Origin of the sequence: Paenibacillus silvestris (assembly GCF_009882985.1) — a bacterium.
In the GTDB taxonomy this organism is placed as follows: domain Bacteria; phylum Bacillota; class Bacilli; order Paenibacillales; family NBRC-103111; genus Paenibacillus_E; species Paenibacillus_E silvestris.
The window spans coordinates 71,403-90,657 of the sequence record NZ_WTUZ01000039.1 but is presented as its reverse complement, the minus strand read 5'-3'; the positions used below and the strand labels follow the sequence as shown (position 1 = coordinate 90,657).

At 45.5% G+C, this 19,255-nt stretch carries 16 protein-coding genes; 5 read left to right on the top strand and 11 right to left on the bottom strand.

Annotated elements, in window-relative coordinates; all coding sequences use genetic code 11:
- Window positions 1-31: 31 nt before the first annotated feature.
- Window positions 32-2,941 (top strand): family 78 glycoside hydrolase catalytic domain, encoded by a 2,910-nt coding sequence (locus GQF01_RS29815; RefSeq protein ID WP_161410715.1) that lies wholly within the window; start codon window positions 32-34, stop codon window positions 2,939-2,941.
- A gap of 241 nt (window positions 2,942-3,182) precedes the next feature.
- Here the strand turns inward: GQF01_RS29815 and GQF01_RS29810 are convergent, their stop codons facing one another.
- The 3 genes from GQF01_RS29810 to GQF01_RS29800 form a co-directional block, all read right to left on the bottom strand.
- Complete coding sequence (locus GQF01_RS29810; protein WP_161410714.1) at window positions 3,183-3,677, bottom strand: hypothetical protein; 495 nt, start codon at window positions 3,675-3,677, stop codon at window positions 3,183-3,185.
- Window positions 3,678-3,726: 49 nt separating this feature from the next.
- Window positions 3,727-4,407, bottom strand: a complete 681-nt coding sequence (locus GQF01_RS29805) for an HAD family hydrolase (RefSeq protein ID WP_161410713.1) — start codon at window positions 4,405-4,407, stop codon at window positions 3,727-3,729.
- 229 nt (window positions 4,408-4,636) lie between these two features.
- Entirely contained in the window at window positions 4,637-8,101 is a 3,465-nt protein-coding gene (locus tag GQF01_RS29800; RefSeq protein WP_161410711.1) for a glucuronyl esterase domain-containing protein, read from the bottom strand.
- Window positions 8,102-8,755: 654 nt separating this feature from the next.
- On the opposite strand from GQF01_RS29800, the gene GQF01_RS29795 reads away from it, so the two are divergent.
- Both GQF01_RS29795 and GQF01_RS29790 read left to right on the top strand, forming a co-directional pair.
- A complete protein-coding gene (locus GQF01_RS29795; RefSeq protein ID WP_161410710.1) occupies window positions 8,756-9,736 on the top strand; it encodes a hypothetical protein in 981 nt (326 codons plus the stop codon).
- 132 nt (window positions 9,737-9,868) lie between these two features.
- The gene (locus GQF01_RS29790) at window positions 9,869-10,939 is read left to right on the top strand and encodes an SDR family oxidoreductase (protein ID WP_161410708.1); all 1,071 of its coding nucleotides are present in this window, start codon (window positions 9,869-9,871) and stop codon (window positions 10,937-10,939) included.
- Between the two features lie 55 nt (window positions 10,940-10,994).
- Here GQF01_RS29790 and GQF01_RS29785 read toward each other — a convergent pair whose 3' ends face one another.
- Together GQF01_RS29785 and GQF01_RS29780 are read right to left on the bottom strand one after the other, a co-directional pair.
- Window positions 10,995-11,366 (bottom strand): winged helix-turn-helix transcriptional regulator, encoded by a 372-nt coding sequence (locus GQF01_RS29785; protein WP_161411113.1) that lies wholly within the window; start codon window positions 11,364-11,366, stop codon window positions 10,995-10,997.
- 4 nt (window positions 11,367-11,370) lie between these two features.
- A complete protein-coding gene (locus GQF01_RS29780; RefSeq protein WP_161410706.1) occupies window positions 11,371-11,802 on the bottom strand; it encodes a GNAT family N-acetyltransferase in 432 nt (143 codons plus the stop codon).
- Window positions 11,803-12,106: 304 nt separating this feature from the next.
- Between GQF01_RS29780 and GQF01_RS29775 the strand changes: the two genes are divergently transcribed.
- Window positions 12,107-12,637, top strand: coding sequence for a DUF420 domain-containing protein (locus tag GQF01_RS29775; RefSeq protein WP_161410704.1), 531 nt, complete (start codon window positions 12,107-12,109; stop codon window positions 12,635-12,637).
- Window positions 12,638-12,801: 164 nt separating this feature from the next.
- The gene (locus GQF01_RS29770; protein WP_161410702.1) at window positions 12,802-13,203 is read left to right on the top strand and encodes a VOC family protein; all 402 of its coding nucleotides are present in this window, start codon (window positions 12,802-12,804) and stop codon (window positions 13,201-13,203) included.
- A 132-nt stretch (window positions 13,204-13,335) separates the two neighbouring features.
- Here the strand turns inward: GQF01_RS29770 and GQF01_RS29765 are convergent, their stop codons facing one another.
- From GQF01_RS29765 to GQF01_RS29740, 6 genes are all read right to left on the bottom strand, one after another.
- Window positions 13,336-14,013, bottom strand: coding sequence for an ABC transporter ATP-binding protein (locus GQF01_RS29765; protein ID WP_161410700.1), 678 nt, complete (start codon window positions 14,011-14,013; stop codon window positions 13,336-13,338).
- On the bottom strand, window positions 14,010-15,134 hold the full coding sequence (locus tag GQF01_RS29760) for an ABC transporter permease (protein ID WP_161410698.1): 1,125 nt from the start codon (window positions 15,132-15,134) through the stop codon (window positions 14,010-14,012). Before GQF01_RS29760 ends, GQF01_RS29765 begins: the two co-directional genes overlap by 4 nt.
- 66 nt (window positions 15,135-15,200) lie before the next feature.
- Window positions 15,201-16,577, bottom strand: a complete 1,377-nt coding sequence (locus GQF01_RS29755; RefSeq protein WP_161410697.1) for a sensor histidine kinase — start codon at window positions 16,575-16,577, stop codon at window positions 15,201-15,203.
- Window positions 16,574-17,251: a response regulator transcription factor gene (locus tag GQF01_RS29750; protein WP_161410695.1), complete on the bottom strand. Its 678-nt coding sequence runs from the start codon at window positions 17,249-17,251 to the stop codon at window positions 16,574-16,576. Before GQF01_RS29750 ends, GQF01_RS29755 begins: the two co-directional genes overlap by 4 nt.
- A gap of 224 nt (window positions 17,252-17,475) precedes the next feature.
- On the bottom strand, window positions 17,476-18,075 hold the full coding sequence (locus GQF01_RS29745) for a response regulator transcription factor (protein ID WP_161410693.1): 600 nt from the start codon (window positions 18,073-18,075) through the stop codon (window positions 17,476-17,478).
- Window positions 18,072-19,208: a sensor histidine kinase gene (locus tag GQF01_RS29740; protein ID WP_161410691.1), complete on the bottom strand. Its 1,137-nt coding sequence runs from the start codon at window positions 19,206-19,208 to the stop codon at window positions 18,072-18,074. Before GQF01_RS29740 ends, GQF01_RS29745 begins: the two co-directional genes overlap by 4 nt.
- Between the last annotated feature and the right edge of the window lie 47 nt (window positions 19,209-19,255).

Genomic DNA, 19,255 nt, shown 5'->3' with positions numbered 1-19,255 from the left:
AAGAAAATTGCATCTGGAGGTTGTGTAATTAATGGCAAACAACGAGCAGTGGCAAGCCCAATGGATCTGGTCTGGAGGCGAAGAAAGTCCACGGAACGAATGGCGGTGCTTTCGCAAGCAATTTCAACTTCATGGAGAACATATCTTGGGAGAAGTCCGTGTCAAAATCACTGCGGATTCCCGGTATGTGTTATATGTTAACGGGGCTCGAATTGGACGCGGTCCTGTTCGTTCCTGGCCTTTTGAACTCGCGTACGACGAATATGAAATTGGCCATCTGCTTCATGCAGAATCAAACAATACAATCGCAGTGATGGTCATGCATTATGGGGTCCCCACGTTTCAATATTTACGCGGCCGCGGTGGCCTTCTGGCTCAAGTTGAACAGACCCTTGGAACTGAGCTCAACGTCATTCTTGCAACCGATTCCACTTGGTCAACGGCTATTCATGCCGGTTACGACACCCGCTCCTCCCGAATTTCCTGTCAGCTCCCGTTTACCGAAGTGATGGATGCAAGGAATTGGGATGATTCCTGGACGAATTCGAGCTTGGAAAGCGCCGGCTGGGAGCTCTCCACGGTTATCGGACCGGCAGGCATGTTGCCATGGACTCAGCTTGTTGAACGTGATATTCCTCCGTTGACCGAAGAACGCGTATATCCTGTTCGCATCGAAAGTTTGAGCAGAGTTAAGCCAAGATCATGGGGAGTGGCACTCGACCTGCGCAATCACTTCGTTCCTGACAGCGAAAACCATGCCAACAATGTAAGGTTTTGCGGATATCTATCCACCGTGATCCGTACGAAGAATCCGGTTCGCGCTACAATTGGAATCGTCGACAACGGACGTCTATTCGGGCCTTGCAGCCTTAACGGCGTTTGGTATGGCGAAGAAGCCTTTTATGGCAGTAACCCTGAACGGTACTTGGACGTTGAACTGGATCAAGGGGACAACTTTTTCATGATGGATGTACAGGGGACAACTCACGGACATGCTTTCCATCTAGCCATCGACAGCGACGATTGGTTCGAAGTTGCCTCCCCACTTGAACATCGTCCTGACACCACGGGCACGCGGTCGACATTTGCAACCATTGGCCCTTTCGATCATATCGAAATCATTGATCACAAGCCCGAACACCCGATTAATCAGTCCCATCCGGACTATCTACGAGCCAAGAGCATCACACGAGCAGATCAGCTCAGCGAATTCGAAGCTTGGGTAAACGAGGTCGATCACAGATACGTCAGCAGTGATGATGTTTTCAGTGCGTGCGTTTGGAAAAAACATTCGGTACAGCTGCCGATTCCATATGCCCTGCAAAATGCAGTCATCGCGAACCAAACAGCCGCTGCCGTTCCCATTTATCCAGGTGAGCATACCGAACTGATTATCGATTTTGGTAAGGAGTATTCGGGGTATATCGAATTCGAAACGGAAGCAGCTGCAAATACCATCATCGACTTTTACGGCTTTGAGTACAGGAGAGACGGATGGATCCAGCATACGTACGGGCTGGATAACACGGTGCGCTACGTATGCCGGGAAGGCCGTCAGACGTATTCGTCCCCAATTCGCAGAGGATTCCGCTATTTAATGGTCGTGATTCGGAATGCTGACGCGCCAGTAAAGCTTCATTCCGTCTCTGTGCTGCAGAGCAACTACGCCGTTGCGGAAATCGGCCGCTTCCAATGCTCCGATCCGCTGCTGGGCCAAATTTGGGAAATCAGTAAACATACGACGCGTCTTTGCATGGAGGATACGTTCGTCGATTGCCCGGCATTCGAACAAGCCTTTTGGGTAGGCGATGCCCGTAATGAAGCGCTTGTGAACTATTATGTGTTCGGCGACGATGCGATCGTAAAACGGTGCTTGCGTCTCGTCCCTGGCTCACAATTCCAATCTCCCTTGTATGCGGACCAGGTCCCAAGCGGATGGAACAGCGTCATTCCGAACTGGACGTTCTTCTGGGCGATCGCCTGTCTGGAGCTTTACCGTTTCACGGGAGACAAACAATTCGCCGAACAAATATGGCCTCATGTCCATAATACGCTTGATCATTACCTGGAAAGGCTTGATGCAAAGGGCCTATTGAATATGAAAGGCTGGAACTTGCTAGACTGGGCTCCAATTGATCAACCTCGTGATGGCGTTGTCACTCATCAAAACATGTTTTTCGTTCAGGCGCTGCGCTCTGCAGCTCAACTTACGGAGGGGTTCGACGTGAAAATCGCCGAACGGTACACGTCCTGTGCCGACCGTTTGAAAGAGGCGATCAATGCATGTCTTTGGTCGGAAGATCGCCAAGCCTATGTAGACTGCATCCATAGCGATGGCGAGGTGTCGAAGATATTCAGCATGCAGACGCAAACCGTCGCTTATTTATGCGATATTGCGGATGGAGAACGCTTAAGTCGGCTGAAAGCGTATATTGCTGTTCCGCCAAGTGACTTCGTGCAAATCGGCAGCGCGTTCATGTCATTTTTTTATTACGAGGCGCTCGCCAAACTCGGCAGATTCGACATTATGCTGGAGGATATGCGCTTGCAATATGGACAAATGATTGATAACGATGCAACGACATGCTGGGAAATGTATCCGAAACCGCCGGAAGAACGTCCCCATCCGAATGTGCTGACACGCAGCCATTGCCATGCCTGGTCGGCGGGTCCCGGATATTTCCTCGGCGCTTTCGTCTTAGGAGTCCGAGGTCTGAACGAAGGCTGGTCCAAAGTCATGATTGAGCCGCAAATTGCAGATCTTACATGGGCAAGAGGGACAGTCCCACTCCCTCGAAGCGGCAGAGTCGACGTATCCTGGCGTGCAGACCGGCAAAATAATAAGCTGCACATCAGAATCGAAGCGCCGAAAGACCTGGAGCTCTCCATCGTCCCTCCTCCCGGGTACGAGGCGGTTGTAGAATTAATTGAGCTTGGATGATACTGAATTTACATCAATGATTGATAAGAACAGCCCTAGCGATTTGATCGCTAGGGCTGTTCTTATGGCTCTTTTGTTGAACGAATGTTTGTCGTTAGTATAGCGATACTCCGCTTTTAACTTAAAGATTGATCAGCGTTAAAGCGATATAAAACTTCCCATCTTGGATCTAAAAGTTCCTCCAAGTTGCAATCTGATCCCTGTCCTGAACTATCGTTCTGCGTTAGAGTTCAATGCTCTTTTATTTACTTGACCCTATGTCATTTTTAATTTGACTCACTAATTTTAAAATCTCAGTGTCAGCTTCGGTCGAATAATAAATGTAATTATGATTGTCCATGTCTACCTCCCACCATAGCCAATGAAGTCTCGATTTGTTTCTTATTTCGGGTTTAGATACTATAAAAAATATTCTTCCTTCATCATCAATATAAGTATCTCTTCCCTTATCTGTATCATAAGTAAAACTAAGTATTACTTTGGAAGCAATTTGCGCTTTTTTATAAGGAGTTCTTTGTACATATTTATCTTTGGTTATGTCAAAGTATTTTTGAATGACTTCGTGGTTCTTGTAATAAATGTTTTTTTCATAAAAGTAAAATTCATTTGCAGTTCCAAAATTAGTGAATTTTTGTACGGATGGTACAACAGTTTTGACTTTATATAGCAGGAGTCCAATCCCTAATATGAATATGGCTATTATCAAGTAAAGTAATTTTCTTTTTAGCTTGTTCATGAATCCCTCCCATCCTTTTTAACATCTGTTTATTCAAGTAACGTTCTAGCTAGCTTAATGGCACAAAGAAAGAAATCAATTCTTGTAACGAATTTATGATGTAATCAGGATAATAGTTTTCTGGCAATGCCTTATGTTTTCGATTAATCCAAGCAACCTTAATTCCTGCGTTTTGCGCACCTATAACATCACTAGAGAGTGAGTCACCGACATGTAGAACCTCGAGGGGGCTAAGATTATATGACGCAAGGGCTTGCTGAAACATCTCCGGTCTTGGCTTATAAGATTTTACGTCCTCGCTGCTAATAACTCTTTCGAATGATAAGCCGTTATGGTTAATTGCTGATTGAATGTCATTTCGGTCAATGTTTGAGAGAATTATTTTCGGAGTACTGATACTCGACAGAAATACATTTGTGTCCTCAAACAATTCAGGAGCTTGCCAGTGATCAAATAAAATTTCGCTAAGTTCTCTTGGATTTTCTGATGAGTTGTAGAAGGCAATTGTATCCTCTAAGGAACGTAGTTCGATTTCACGTTGAGTTCTAAAGTTATCACCATAAGATGCGTTGAAAGTTTTAGAAAAAGAATTCCACCAATATTTTCCGATGTCTTGGGTTGTGGTTCGAGTTGAAGTTGATGTCAAAATTCTTCTGCATATTTCCTCAATATACACTTCATCTTCGTGTACGAGTGTACCGTAGAAATCAAGAAATACGGCTTTATACATAAAATCATAACACATCCTCCCTTATTGCTTCATTACTCTAACACTGTAATACTGCATCACTTTACTATAATAATTTATTTGGATTAATTTGTATATATAACTACCCTAGGTTGAATATGAAGTATTGTTTTCCGCTAGCTTAACCTCGAGAGTTCCCCCTCTGTTATGTATCCGAACACTCTGCATTTTCAGTAGAAAAAGAGGGCAGGATAACCTGCCCCCCGATTGATTATTCGAGAATCTTCCGTGCCACGAACGCAAGGTCGTTAATATCAATAACGCCATCGCCGCTAATATCCGCAATCTTAGCTTGCTCCCAATCCGGATCGGTATTTTTCTTGCCATAATATTTAGCCATAATCGCCAAGTCACCGATGGTTACATGATCGTCTCCAGTCAGATCTTCTGGAATTCGTGTAATAACCAAAGCTTTAAATGCTTGCAGCGCCGCATTCAAATCAGCTGCAGCTTGATCCACTTGCTGCTGCGTTGCTGTTGTGGTGCCCGCTACGGTGTTCGCGCTGTCGATCGCTGCTTGCAAGACTGCCTTCGATCCTGCCGGATATTGACCAGTACTGCTGCCTTCTGTTGCTGCATTGAGGTCGCTTTGCGCTTTGATAATCATATCGTTCAGTGCCGTTTTGTCGATAATGACTGATATTGCCAAGTTGTGGGAAACGCCGTCTACTGTCGTTTCCACGCCATCACCACCCGATAGAACCCCGTGAGATAACGCGATAACTGTTTCAGTGGATGTAGGGAGCGATTTTGCTTTAAAATTAAGCTTCAGCAAATCACCGCCGGAATTAACCGAATCAACAGCTCCCAAGCTTGCCGCAATAATCCGGACTTGACCCAACGTTTCTTTTTTGCCCACGATCTCGAATTTGTCCTTTACGGATTTCGCAGAGACAAACTCTACTTTTTCCGGGTCAAAAGTGAAGGTCAAATCTTGCGCATAGACGCTGTCTGTCACATTGTTCAATCCGTAGGTCAGGTCAAATGAGGCACCGGCAAGAGTTTCCGTTGAGCCCATTAACACGGCATTAACCTTGGTTGGACCTGTTTCGGGAAACTCGTAAAAGTACCAACCGTTGGTGCCGTTAATACCGCCTTGACCGCCGGTTATGGTGTTGAACCCGCCCCAATAGTAATCGTAAGGACTTTGGGTTTGGCCGTTGGAGACTTTCAACGAGTAGGGATCTGTATTCAATCTAGCAGCTTCGGTGTCGGTCAGAGTCTTCGTGCCGTAGAAGAAGTCTTGCAGATATTTGCCTTCCACAGTGGCACTGGCAGCGCCATGAGGGTCTCCGGAGGACACATAGTTACCAGTGTTAAACTTGACAAAATCGTCGCCATTGGCGCCCAAAGTCCTGTAAACACCCTTGGCGCTACTAAGGCTCATGTTGTCGGTCGTAGAGCCGTCATTATAGTCATTGAGGTTAGTATCGATGATGATCGCACGATTCGGTGCGAGGGTAGCCACCAACGAAGCTTGGTCGAAGGGCAAACGACTATAGTCGCCATAAGCGTAAGATTCATCCTCGTGCTTATACATGTGGCCATAGGGCATGAAGTGGCGGAATAGCTCGTTCTCACGGGTACGGTTGTGGCGGTAACTGTTGCCAGGTCCTTCGGTGCCGTGGGCGATTACGTTCTCGGCGCCGGGGTTACCATTGCTAAAGATGGTGTCTTTGAAGTTGTACTCTTGACCTTGAGCGTTATAACGCCAGTTGGCAGGGCCAGTAGCTCCGGCTCCGCCGGCGACGATCGCTTTGACACGCTCATCAAAGACTCCAGCCACAAAGGCATACTTGCCATTGATGGAGAAACCTTTGGTGACGGCGCGAGTGGGGTCAATCTTGGCCGCCAGGGCGGGATTGCTCGCGACCGCTTGCTCCAGTATGTCTAAATAAGCAGAAACAGCTGTGGCGTTGGCCATTATGACACTCACATCAGCGGTAGTGCTGTTCCGCGAGTATGGAAAAAGACTGTAGAATATGCCGTTACGGTTAGGGTTGCCCCACGCTAAATCATTACGCACGCCATCCGCTGCCCAATTGGGAAAGCTAATATTGGCGATGCCGTTAGCTGTCCAACTGCCAGCGAATGAGATCGGTGCGCCTTGACCTTCAGGGACACCAGCGGTAGGCATGGTTATGCTGATATTCACGTTTTGTTCGGTGCCGCCGGTAAAGTTGACGTTTGTAGGCGTCACCTTCGCAGAGACGGTGGCGTTGCCGGTGCCGGCGTAGTTGTTCGTCGTGATAGAGACCTTGTAATCCACATCTAGTTTTGGCTTGTAGCCATATTCATAAAACTGGGCCAATTCCAAAATCTCTTTCTTGCGCTCGGCCCACTCCTCTTCGTTAGTTACCATGCCGTTGCTGCCTTTGGTCTCGTCGAAGAACTTCCAGACGCTCGGCAGGGTGTTCACAGCGGGCAGGTCGTGGGGGTCCGGGTACTTCGTGTTGCCCCATTTCAGCCCTGCGAAAGCTTGGGCGACCTCCAATACAGCGGCCTCTTTCTCTTGGCGGGTGGCGGAAGGACTATTTTTGATCACGTTATAGGCCGCCTTGGCACTAACCATACGGGACTTGGACTCTGGCGTCCATACATTGCTTCCGTCTCCATTATTGACTTCAGCAGTGCCATTGCCCGATCCACCAGGATTGTTCTTGGAATTCCAGAAGCGAATATCCTCATCAGCACGCCAGCCACTGTAGGCGAATTCCGTCTTCTCATCCCAGCCAGATAGTGTGACATCACCCCAGTCGCGGTTCCTTACGCGTTCGGAATTCGGCAAATTGGAACTACCCTCACGCCCCGCGTAGTAGTCGGTTTTACTCCAATAGGTAAAAGAAGCGTTTTGGTCGAAAATGCCAACATCCAACCCGACCTGCGTACCATTGGTCAGCTTGCGATCCCAGTCATCGCCCCATCCCTCGATTTGCATGGCAATCTCGTAGGTGTAGTTAACCCCGGGGCTGTTGGTTTCAGCATTGTACCCGGATGATTTGAAAGCTTTCAGACGTGTAGAATAGTCTTGATGATTTGGATTAAAGAACGAGCCAAGAGAGGGAATTCCGGTATTAGTGAATGAGGATACTGAGGTGGCGTTCGGGTTTGCACTCTGGAAGAAGATGCCTTGGGTATCCGTTTCCATGCCCCATTTGTCGTTGAAGGCATCCATAGAGACGAATAAACCGTCCATAGCAGGCGTGTAGGTGGCAGCAGACCAGTTCGGAGTTCCAGCGTCGGATTGGGTCGTGTCGCCGGTTACTTCAACCAATACGTAGAGCATCGGTCCGTCCCACAAAAGCCGTAAGGTGCCCTCGGTGGTGGCATCGGGAGCGGTTGCCGTCATCGTGGTGTTGTACTTGTTGCCAATCCTGTAGACAGGGGCAGTGTCCCATTCGGCTTCCTTGACGCCGTCCACCACGATGGTAGCAGTTGTAAACTTGGCGTTGCCCTGAGCCCTGGGAGAGGTGATTTTGAGGCTCATGTTATTGCCGCCGGTGGGAGTGTACCGTTCTGTAACGTTGGTGTTGTTAATGAAGTTCTTGTCATCCCGCTGGTTATACGGATACTGGTCATCTGTTGCGGCAGAGGCCGCCGGTGCGGTGATACCAAACAACATGCCCAGAGCCAGCATAGTCGTAAGGGTGCTTCCAAATCTACTTCGTCTTTGCATTGCATATCCCCCTCTTATGAGTTTGAAAACGCTTAACCGTTCCCTACTGATGTTAAATCTATCATATGCAAGTACAAACGGAATTCAATTTTTTTGGCACCTCACTATTAATTATTACAGATTTCTTCAGGATGAACGTCCCCCCCTCAACACCGCACTAGGAATAATTGCGCGAAGATCAAGCGAATGGTCACCGCTGGAGACCCCGCGCCTTCGCTCCATGTGCTTCCTGTCATAGCCTCGGGGCAGCTGAGGGTTTCGAAAACTGGTACTAAAAGGAGAAAAGAGGCTCCCCCGGTCATTAGCTGACTTGGGATAGCCTCGTTTATGGAGCCCAATCGAATAGCTGGAAAAACTCCCTTTATTTCAAGCATGCCCCTGCCATAATAACCCAATAACTGGAAAAATTCCTGTTATTTCGCTCTTTCACCCTGTTTCCTAGCTCAATCGCCCGCATTAACTGGAGAAATTAATTCCATTTATTCATGCTGTAGCTGTGTTATTGGACCATTTAGCCGTAGTTATTCCAGTTCATCTGAAGAGGCGCTCCCAAGGTCACAAAAGACTGTGTAAAATTTCAATTCCCACCGCAACAATTCATTCCTATATCGAGTCTATATTTACAACATTAGGAAATTGAGGTGGAAACAAAATATGAGCTCCAAAACACTCATGAGGAATGTCATTGCTCTAGTCTTTGTCTGCATGCTGATCAATTTGACTGGTCATTTGCAAGCAGATGCTGCCCCGCCGCACAAGGAATTTGTCCCGCCCAAAGTCCCACCGGTCATCACCTTATTGGAGCAGACACCGCTATATTCCACGCCAGACGATTCACACAAACCATTTGCAGCACTCACTCCTCAGAATGTGACTACGGTTGATGCTGAGCAATCATGGTACACCAAACAGCGCGGGGAAAAGGTGTGGATTCAAATTAAGACCACGTGGGCAGGTGATCTCTGGATGCACCTGGACTATGACCGAATTGGCATCGTCAAGCCGATCGACACGAACATTGCACTGCTCTGGGACTCCTCACTTTATACGCAACCGTCTTTATCAACGATGACGGATGTTGTTCTCGCTCCGCAAACCGTTCATGCCAATGCCATATTCGAATCACCGGTATCCTACTTAACTAACTCTTACCGAATTGAGACCTCCTGGCTAGGAGATATGTGGGTTGTCTCTCAGCCTCATATGCTGCTAGATATGGAGATTGTGAATCAGGAGATGGATCTGCCAACCGAAACCTTGTATATGGAGGACTATGATACATCCAATCGCATGCAACGTCCCTCGGATGCCAAGTTGATTCCTCCGCAGACAGTATTTGCCTTCGAAAAAACACAGAATGGGATCTACCATGTTCGATCTCAAGATGGCAATACTTTCTGGATTCATCCGGATTTTGCACAGCCTGCAGGGGCCGTACAAATGAAAGAACGGCTCAATCTATTGAAGGACGTAAGGCTCTATCTGTTTCCTACAATGCCTTTCCCAACCTTTGGAGTGCTATCGGCTCAAACCGTAGATGCATTCGAGAGATGGACAGATCCGCAAAACGAACAATGGTACCATATTCATACTTGGGCCGGAGATATGTGGGTGCAGCCAGATAAGCCGCTTTAATAAAAGCTGATGCTTCATCCCCCATGTTCCCCAAATGTTACTTTCAAGTAACTATATGAGTTGAAAGTGCGTACTTTTCTTCCATTCTCCTCCCACTCATAATAAGCGTTAGAAGAGAAGGAGGAATGCCTTATGGAACGAGATGAAATGAAAGCAAATAAAACCGCTCTTGTCGTTGGAGCTAACGGAGTGATTGGACGTAATCTCATCGATTATCTGATTACACTCCCCGAATGGAATATCATTGGCGTTTCAAGACGTGGTGGTATGAACACTGGTCGATTACGATATGTGGCAGCAGACCTGCTAAATAAAGAGGATACCTTGGCGAAACTAGGCAATCTAAATACAGTCACACATATCTTCTATGCGGCTTATCAAGATCGCCCTACATGGGCCGAACTGGTTCCGCCTAATTTAGCAATGCTCGTAAACGTGGTCAATACGATTGAACCTATTGCTCCAAACCTTACGCATATCAGTCTAATGCAAGGCTACAAAGTGTACGGCGCACATCTCGGTCCCTTTAAAACACCAGCGCGGGAGACCGATGCCAACCATATGCCTCCCGAATTCAATATCGACCAGCAGCAATTCCTTGAACAACGTCAGCCGGGATCCACGTGGACCTGGTCGGCTCTTCGCCCGTCAGTTGTTAGTGGGTTTGCATTGGGAAATCCGATGAACCTCGCTATGGTTATTGCGATTTATGCTTCTATGTCCAAGGAACTCGGCCTGCCGCTTCGTTTTCCAGGAAAGCCCGGCGCATATAATAGCCTACTTGAAATGACGGATGCCAACTTGCTGGCTCGCGCAACAGTCTGGGCGGCAACCAATGTACGTTGCGCGAATCAGGCATTTAATATTACGAACGGCGATTTGTTTAGATGGAATGAGCTTTGGCCGAAGATCGCGGAATTTTTCGAACTCAAGACCGCCCCTCCGTTACCGATGGCTTTAGAGGTAGTCATGGCAGACAAGGAAGCTCTCTGGAACACCATGGTGGAGAAATATGATTTACTGAGGAATAGCTATCAGGACGTTTCTTCCTGGAAGTTCGGGGACTTCGTGTTCTCTTGGGATTACGATTTTTTCTCCGACAGCTCGAAATCTCGCCGCTTCGGCTTCCATGAATTCGTCGATACGGAAAAGATGTTTATGGACATCTTTGAACAATTCCGCCAGCGCAAGGTAATTCCATAAACTCAGGATAAACTCACCATACCGGTTCCTTATCGTTAGGGACCGGTTCTTCATCTTATTCGTCCTTTTGCGGAGGTTCAAATAATACCGTTCCTCTATCGCCGTATACCTTTTCGATATGCGCATCTCCCCATTTGCACATATGATGAAGGATTTCTTTCAAGCTCCAGCCATAGTCCGTCAACTTGTACTCAACCTTTGGTGGCACTTGGTTATACGAAATACGGAACACGATCCCATCATCTATTAATTCTCCTAGCTGCTGAGTAAGCACTTTTTGCGTGATGGCAGGCATCAGCCGCTTCAGTTCGCCATTACGTCTTTTTCCGAACGTGAGATGGAACAAAATCACCGGCTTCCACTTGCCTCCGATCACTTCAAGGGTGGCTTCTACCGCCGTATTATAAATTTTATCGGGCTCCTGCATCATTTTAAATCCCCCCTGCAAGGTCCTTTTTTAAATAATAATGAGTATGTCCACCAACATTTTCTAAGGTTCCAAAGACTTCAAAGCCTTGTTTTTTGTAAAAATCTAACGCTTGAAAGCTTAAGGTATCCAACTTGATAAAGTCACAGAAATTTTCTCTAGCCAATCTTTCAGCTTCTGCTAGTAGTTTTAATCCATATCCTAATTTTCGAAATTCTTCTTCCACAAAAAGATACTTCACCTCTAAAAAATTCAGAAATATTTCACCGACAAGCCCGCCGCACGTTTTATTATCAGCACTTTTCAAGAATAGATGAATTGCTTGATATCTACCCTTCAAGTCATCAGGAAAGTACCTCATATTAAATTCAATCAACTTGTTTACTACATAGGACTTGTCCTCATTATTCGTCTCATTAGAAATATGCATTTCCATTAGATTCACTCCTGTTCAAGATATTAGGGTTTGATCAATTAGTTTAGCAGATCCTCACTTACTATTGAAGTATTTTTGATATTTGCCTTAACCAGGAGGTTCACTTGGTCTGTCAAAGTTTTGTATGGCGAACAATTGGCTATAGTAAATGGTGGAAGATGTCCTGTAATTGATGAAACTTCTGAAGACTATAAATCGTCAATAAGATTTCGCTATTTTGACATCAACGACTGATAGCCAAGCGACCAAACCCGCTTATAATGAAGCCATTACCACCTGATAGGAAAGGAGATTTTCGGTATATATGAGCAAAAGCAAAAATTACACGGCTGCCATCGTCACCATTTCACTAGTTGCCAATATCGTTATTTTACTCCTGTTCTTCTCACCGATTGGCTACAAGGGAGAGATCAACTTCGACCTTACTATCTTTCCAAGAATCAATGGGGTGCTCAACAGCTTCACCTTCATCTTCCTGCTAGCTGCGTTAATCGCGATCCTACGGAAGAACGTAAAGCTACACAAAGGGTTCATTCTCTCCGCCTTCTCTTCTACACTGTTGTTTCTTGTCTCCTACTTAACGTTCCATTACTTGTCTTTGGAGACGGCGAAATTCGGTGGTGAAGGCATCATCCGGCCGATTTATTTCTTCATTCTGATCTCTCACAGTATTCTGGCAGCCATCATCGTGCCGCTCGCCTTGTTCGCTCTCGTATGGGGATGGACGAACCAACTGGATAAACATCGCAAAATTGTCCGTTGGACGATGCCGATTTGGCTATATGTCAGCTTAACAGGGGTTATCGTGTTCCTATTGATGGAACCGTATTACTAAGGGAATCGTGAAAGTGACAACGCAAAAAACCAAACTTATGATTTCGCATAGGCTTGGTTTTTTCTGTTTTTATGAATTAAAAATTTTATTACACGATTCGCTTCCGCTGTTAGAAGTAGAGTATAGTAGAAGTAGTTGTAAATATATGCTAGGAGGCTATAACCATGTCACAGGAGATTTGGATTAACCTGCCGGTCAAAGATGTTGAGAGGTCAACCGCCTTTTTCCATGCGATTGGATTCGATGCAGTGAGCTTTGGTAGCGAGAGAGCCAAGCTTGACATTGGCCAAACAACGATTTTGCTGTTCCCGGATGCCACGTTCGAGAAATTTACAGGTTCCAAAACCGCAGATACTTCCCACAGCGCAGAAGTCATATTTTCCCTTGGCGCTAAGAGCAGAGAAGAAGTAGATGCCATTATTCAAAAAGTAGAGTTCGCCGGAGGAAGCATTTTCGGCAAACCGAGTGAAACTGACGGCTGGATGTATGGCGCAGGATTTGCTGACCTCGACGGTCATCGTTGGAATCTGCTTTACATGGATGAGAGCAAAATGCCGAAACGCTAATATGGAATCGCCGGTCACCTGCTTAAGGTCACCGGCGTTTGTACGTTTTGTGCTACTGCGTTCTGAGCCCGCTCAGATTTTCCCCGTATCAGTGAACTTTGGCTTTTAGAAAAAGATGGTTTAAAGATTCCATTATTTCTCGGTTAGCCTTCCATTCTTAAGGTAAAGCACTCGATCACAAAGCGGCAACACTCGATCATCATGCGTAACCATAACCGCGCTCTTACCCTGATCTTTTACTTGCTTCGCGATCATGCTTACTACATCCAACCCTCGTGATGCATCTAAGCTTGCTGTTGGTTCATCGGCAAATAAGACAGCTGGGTCATTCATTAAGGCTCTTGCGATAGCGACTCGCTGACGTTCTCCCCCCGAAAGCTTCTCTGGATATGCCGTTCGGCGAAGAGACAGTCCCATTTTATCGAGCAGCTCATTTGCTCTTATAGCCGCCTTCTCCTTGTCCATTCCGGCAAGCTTGGCCACCAGCATCAACTGCTCTTCAACCTTCAAGTAGGGAATTAAATTGGCGCTCTGAAAAATAAACCCGATTTTGCGAAGCCGCATCTCAAAGAGCTCTTGTTTGTTTTTGCCGATGATCGATTCTCCGTCGAGTCGCACATCTCCAAGCGTTGGTTCAAGAAGCGCTCCAGCAATGGACAGAAATGTACTCTTCCCCGAGCCGGATGGTCCCATTACAGCAACTAGCTCACCTTCTGCTACCTCAAGGTTTAACTGATCCAATATCGTCCTTTCCATACCACCATCTTCAAAAGTGCGTGTAATCGCCTGTAAAACAAGTCTGTTTTTCATGCTGCTGTCCTCCCAATCGCATCCAAGGCATCAATTTTAGCGACCTTCCACACTGAAAATAGTGAGCCTGCAAGAGACATGATGACGAAGGACAAACTAGTCAGTGACAGGGTGGAAAACCCTAATTGAAATGGCATAGAACTTGGCAATAAAGCCTCAAACAATCGTACCAACAGGACGCTAATAACTAAGCTGCCGACCGATAAAACCATAACCTGCATCGTCACACTCCTAGCTAAATAGGCTGTGCGTGTACCGATGGCTTTCAAAATACCGAATTGACTGGTTTTCTGTATCGTGATGACATAAAAGAAAACAGCCAGAACAAAAGCTGAAATAACAAACAAGAATACAATCATCATCATAAGAGAGCCTTGCTCTTCTTTGTAACCAGGAATCGCAGACACGGCCTCAGACTTCGTTATAACCTCAGTATTAGGCAGCGCGGCCTGAATATCCTTGACTTTCTCGTTTGTGCTTTTAATCGCAATGGCATTATAAACTTGACTATCTGCTGATTTCATTCCTGGCCGAGTCAGTGTCTGTTTCTGAAGATCAAGCCAATCCTGTTTATTTAGAAAAATGGCCGGTGTATGGCTAAATGACTCATTCTTCACAAATCCGTTTACAGTCCAGTTTGTTCCCGAAGCTTGATCGACAAGAACTGTGCCTATTTTGACTCCCGAATCAGACATCGTTTGATCAACAAGAACCTGGCCTTTTATTGTATCTGAGAGGGGTGAACCTTCTGTTACGGTTGGCGCCAGCCAGCCACTGCTGTTAACTGCGAGTAGAGTTACATCCATTTTCTCCGTACCGTCAGCTGGTATAACCGTCGTCATTTTCACACCAAGTGGCTCTGCATTCTCTTCTCCAACTAGGAAGCCAGCCTTCTCTAGCTGAGTTTGATCGACTTGAGACCTCGTGAATCGGTGATTAGATTCCTGTTCCAAGATAAAATGAGTTGCAGCCATATTCTTAACAGAAGCCGCGTTATCATAGGCAAGCCCCTGTGCAAGACCCGTGACAAACAGAACAAGAAATGAAACAAGTACCATAATTGTAGCGATTAATGTATACCGAGCCTTAGCAAATCTCATTTCTCGAATAGCTAAATACATGTTGCTTCCCTCCTTCGTCATGACTAAAGTATAGGAAGCGAAAATGAACGGCAAATGAATAACAGATTACATCTGTGGCAGTATTACAGTAAAGATGGTTCCTTCAGACGAACTGGCTATCTCCACACTTCCCTCATGGACCTGAACAATTTTCTTTACAATCGATAGTCCAAGACCTGTTCCTCCAGAAGAACGCTCGCGTGCACGATCAACCCTATAGAAGCGGTCAAACAAAAAAGGGATATGCTCGGGCGCAATACCGTCACCTGTATCCTGAATATATATTTTACAAATTGAGTTGGTCAGTTCCGCACGTATCTCAATACTTCTTCCCTTTGGGATATGTGTTACTGCATTGCCAATCAAGTTCATCCAAACTTGCATAAGCAGCACTTCATCGCCATGAAGTTGTATCGTTTCAGATATAGAAAGCTTCAGCAACAGCTCCTTCTCCTCCATCTGCCATTGCAGAATTTGGACGGCTTGGCGAATTTGTCCTCGTAGTAGGAATGTTTGCTTGTTTACTGCTTCTTGCCCTTGTTCTAGTGACGAAAGCAGAAGCAACTGCTTGCTTAGCAAAGATAGATGGCGACTCTCTTTCTCGATAATCGATGCGTAATGCTTGCGTTCATCCGTTGGAAGTTCGCGATCTGCGAGTACAGCTGCGAATCCTTGAATAGACGTTAGTGGTGATTGAATTTCATGGGAAACATTGGATACAAATTGTTGACGTGCTTGATCAACCCTGTCCAATTCACGGCTCATCGTCATGAAATGTTCCGCCAATTGCCCTATCTCATCCCGTCTATTGATTCGTAGTTTACTATGATAGTTACCTTGGGCAATCCGTTTCGTTGCATCCGATAGGCGTGTAATCGGTTTGACTAAATAGGTTGTACTAATCAAGAAGAGTATTATGCTAATGGCAATAGTGAACAAAGCAATGAGTGCAAAAAATACACGTAATTCACCAAATTGCAGGATCACATCTGGACGCATGAATAGCGCATAGTTTCGATCTCTGCCATGCACGAGGACACCTACCGTATTGCTCATACGATTATCAAAAAAGCCAGAGATAAAAGGCTTGTTTGGGAAGTCTGCCACACCATGATACAACTTACCGCTGAGGACTGATGCTTTCACGTGATCGTCCAAATCATGTTCCCGGAATTCACGTCCATAATAGGTATCGCTTCCTTGACCATCTGTCAAAAATAGTTGATAACCAAGTGCCGCTGCGTTTTGCAGATATCTATCGATGTCATCAGGTTGTTTCTCGGCATACTGCTTCATCTGCTCCACGATGCCAATCAACTTCTCGTCGTTGTAGGGTTTAAGTTTCACATGATAGTACAGGTTTGACCCGAGAAAACCGATGATGCTGCTCACAATGATTACTGCTAGCGTAATTAGGAAGACTCGAGAGTATAACGATTTCATTGCCTTCCCACCTCAATTTTGTAACCTATCCCGCGAACCGTCCTAATGGTGAAATCGTCTGTGTAATCCGCGAATCGTTCACGAAGCCTCTTAATATGTACATCGACCGTTCGGTCATCACCTTCGTAATCGGCTCCCCAAACAAGCTCAATCAGTTCATCGCGGGAGAACAAGCGACCTGGATATTGGGCGAGCTGCGCTAGCAATTCGAATTCCTTCATTGGCAAAATAAATACGGTCTGGCCGTCAGAAATCTCAATATTTCTCCGATCAATAGTCATTCTATTGATACGAATCAAGTCACTTGACGTTCGATTATATCGTCGGAATAAGGCTTTAACCCTGAAAACTAACTCTTCCGGCTCGAATGGTTTGGTCAGATAATCGTCGGTGCCCTGGAGATACCCCTTTTCTTTATCTTGCAGTTGATCCCGAGCGGTAAGCATAATAATGGGGATATCGTAATTTTGTCGAATATAATCACATAGTTCGAGTCCATCCATTCTCGGCATCATAACATCAACAATCGCTAAATCAATCGGTGTTTGCTTCATCAGCTCGATCGCTTTCAATCCATCCTGAGCCTCGTAAATCCCAAACCCTTCTCTCGTCATCACATAGCGAAGGAGTTCTCGAATATTCGCATCATCGTCTGCAACAAGCAGGTTTCTCACTATGATTTCCTCCTGCAATTAAATTCAGCCCAAATCATGAAACTTATACACATGGATAAATAGACTAAAGATCAGCTCCATCCGCTCTATATTGTATCACGGATACCTCTTAATTTAATCTCAGCGCTTTCCAGCCAGTACCCAAGTATCATGTTTATTGACTGAATATCAAAAAAGCACCAACCTCACGGTTCGTGCTTCGTTTACAAAAGTTGCAAGTTCACTCATTTGAACCAGCCCTTCTCTTTGAAACGCATAATAGCCTCAATTCGGTTACTGACATTGAGCTTATCGAGAATAACAGAAATATAGTTACGAACTGTACCACGTGTAATATACATGTGATCAGCAATTTCCTTCGTATTCTTACCATCGGCAATAAGGGTCAGAACTTCCTTTTCCCTCTCTGTCAACGGATTTTCCTCATGATAAGTTTCGTCTACAAGCTCTGAGGCATAGATTCGCCTTCCAGCCATAATACTGCGAATCGAAGTAGCCAGTTCCTCGCTCGGGCTGTCTTTCAACAAGTAACCGTTAGCACCAGCCTTCACCGCTCTTTCAAAATACCCATATCGGGCAAACGTGGTCAATATGATGACCTTGCAACCCAATCCCTTAAGTGCCTCTGCGGCATCTAACCCGTTCATGATCGGCATCTCGATGTCCATCACACAAATATCCGGCTTATGCAGTTGAACAAGTTTGACAGCATCCTCGCCATTGCTTGCTTTGCCTACGACCTGCATATCTTCTTCCAAATCGAGTAAGGAAGCGAGCGCGCCAAGCAGCATCCGTTGGTCCTCGGCAATGACAATTCGAATCATAGCCTCACCTCCCTGTCTGGTGGTATGATAGCATTTGGTATTTTAATAACAATTAACGTACCCTGATTTGAAACAATGTCCATAGATCCATTAATAAACTCCAGCCGCTCTTTCATGCCATGCAATCCGTTGCCAAGCAAAGTAAGGCACTCTTTCGTCATACCAATCCCATTGTCACCTACCTTGATAACCAGATCGCTTAATGAAGGTTCGATAGAGATTGTACACGTTGTTGCACTGCTATGTTTGATAATATTCGTGATCGATTCCTTCAAGCACATGCTGAGCACAGTTTCATTTATCAGGGATGTATTGGTTAACTTCGTGTCGCCTTCTACAATGAGGTCGATCTCTGCAGCTTTCAGAATCTGCTTGATTCGAAACATCTCATCCACTAGCTTCTTACCGCGCATTTGAGTAACGATTTCCCTAACTTCCTTTAAAGCAATTCTAGCGGTCTGGCGCACATCATTAATTTCGATTAGTGCTTGCGTCGGATTTTTGGTTATTAATTTCCCGGCTAGGTCACTCTTCAAACCAATTAGTGAGAGCTTTTGACCAAGTGTATCGTGTAAGTCTCGAGCGATCCTTTGACGTTCCTCAAGCTTAACCAGCTCAGAAATCCGTTTATTGGCATCCTCTAGCTGTACTTGCAATTTCTCACTCCTGTTTCGGTTGAACGTGGTGACCGGAAGGAGAATAACCCCTATGACACAGATAATAATAAAAGGCAATTGCGTAAAAAACACAGGATTTTCGGATACTAATCCATAGTTAATCGTCACAATCGTTGTTGTCAAATGAATGCAGTACAGCGTGATAAATCCTGCCTTACTTTTCATTGTGCCTATAAAAAATGCTAAAAACAGCGAGAAGTATACATAACTGAATAATAAGGTCATGATAATTGAAATAATGATTTGTACACTCGTCCAAAAGTACACAATCCACCCTTTAGAAACGAAAGAAAGCACATAGCAGCTAAAAAATACAATAATCATAATTGCGCCTAAGACAATATGGTACATGTCCGAAGAACGGAATATGAAATAAAACGGAAGAATGTAAAAGACAACCCATATATACGGACTAAGACCGGTGTTTTTGTGAAAAATTTGATACCACTTTTGCATAGTCCGTTTTCCTCTATTTCTTCAACTTAGATTTACTTATATCTTAG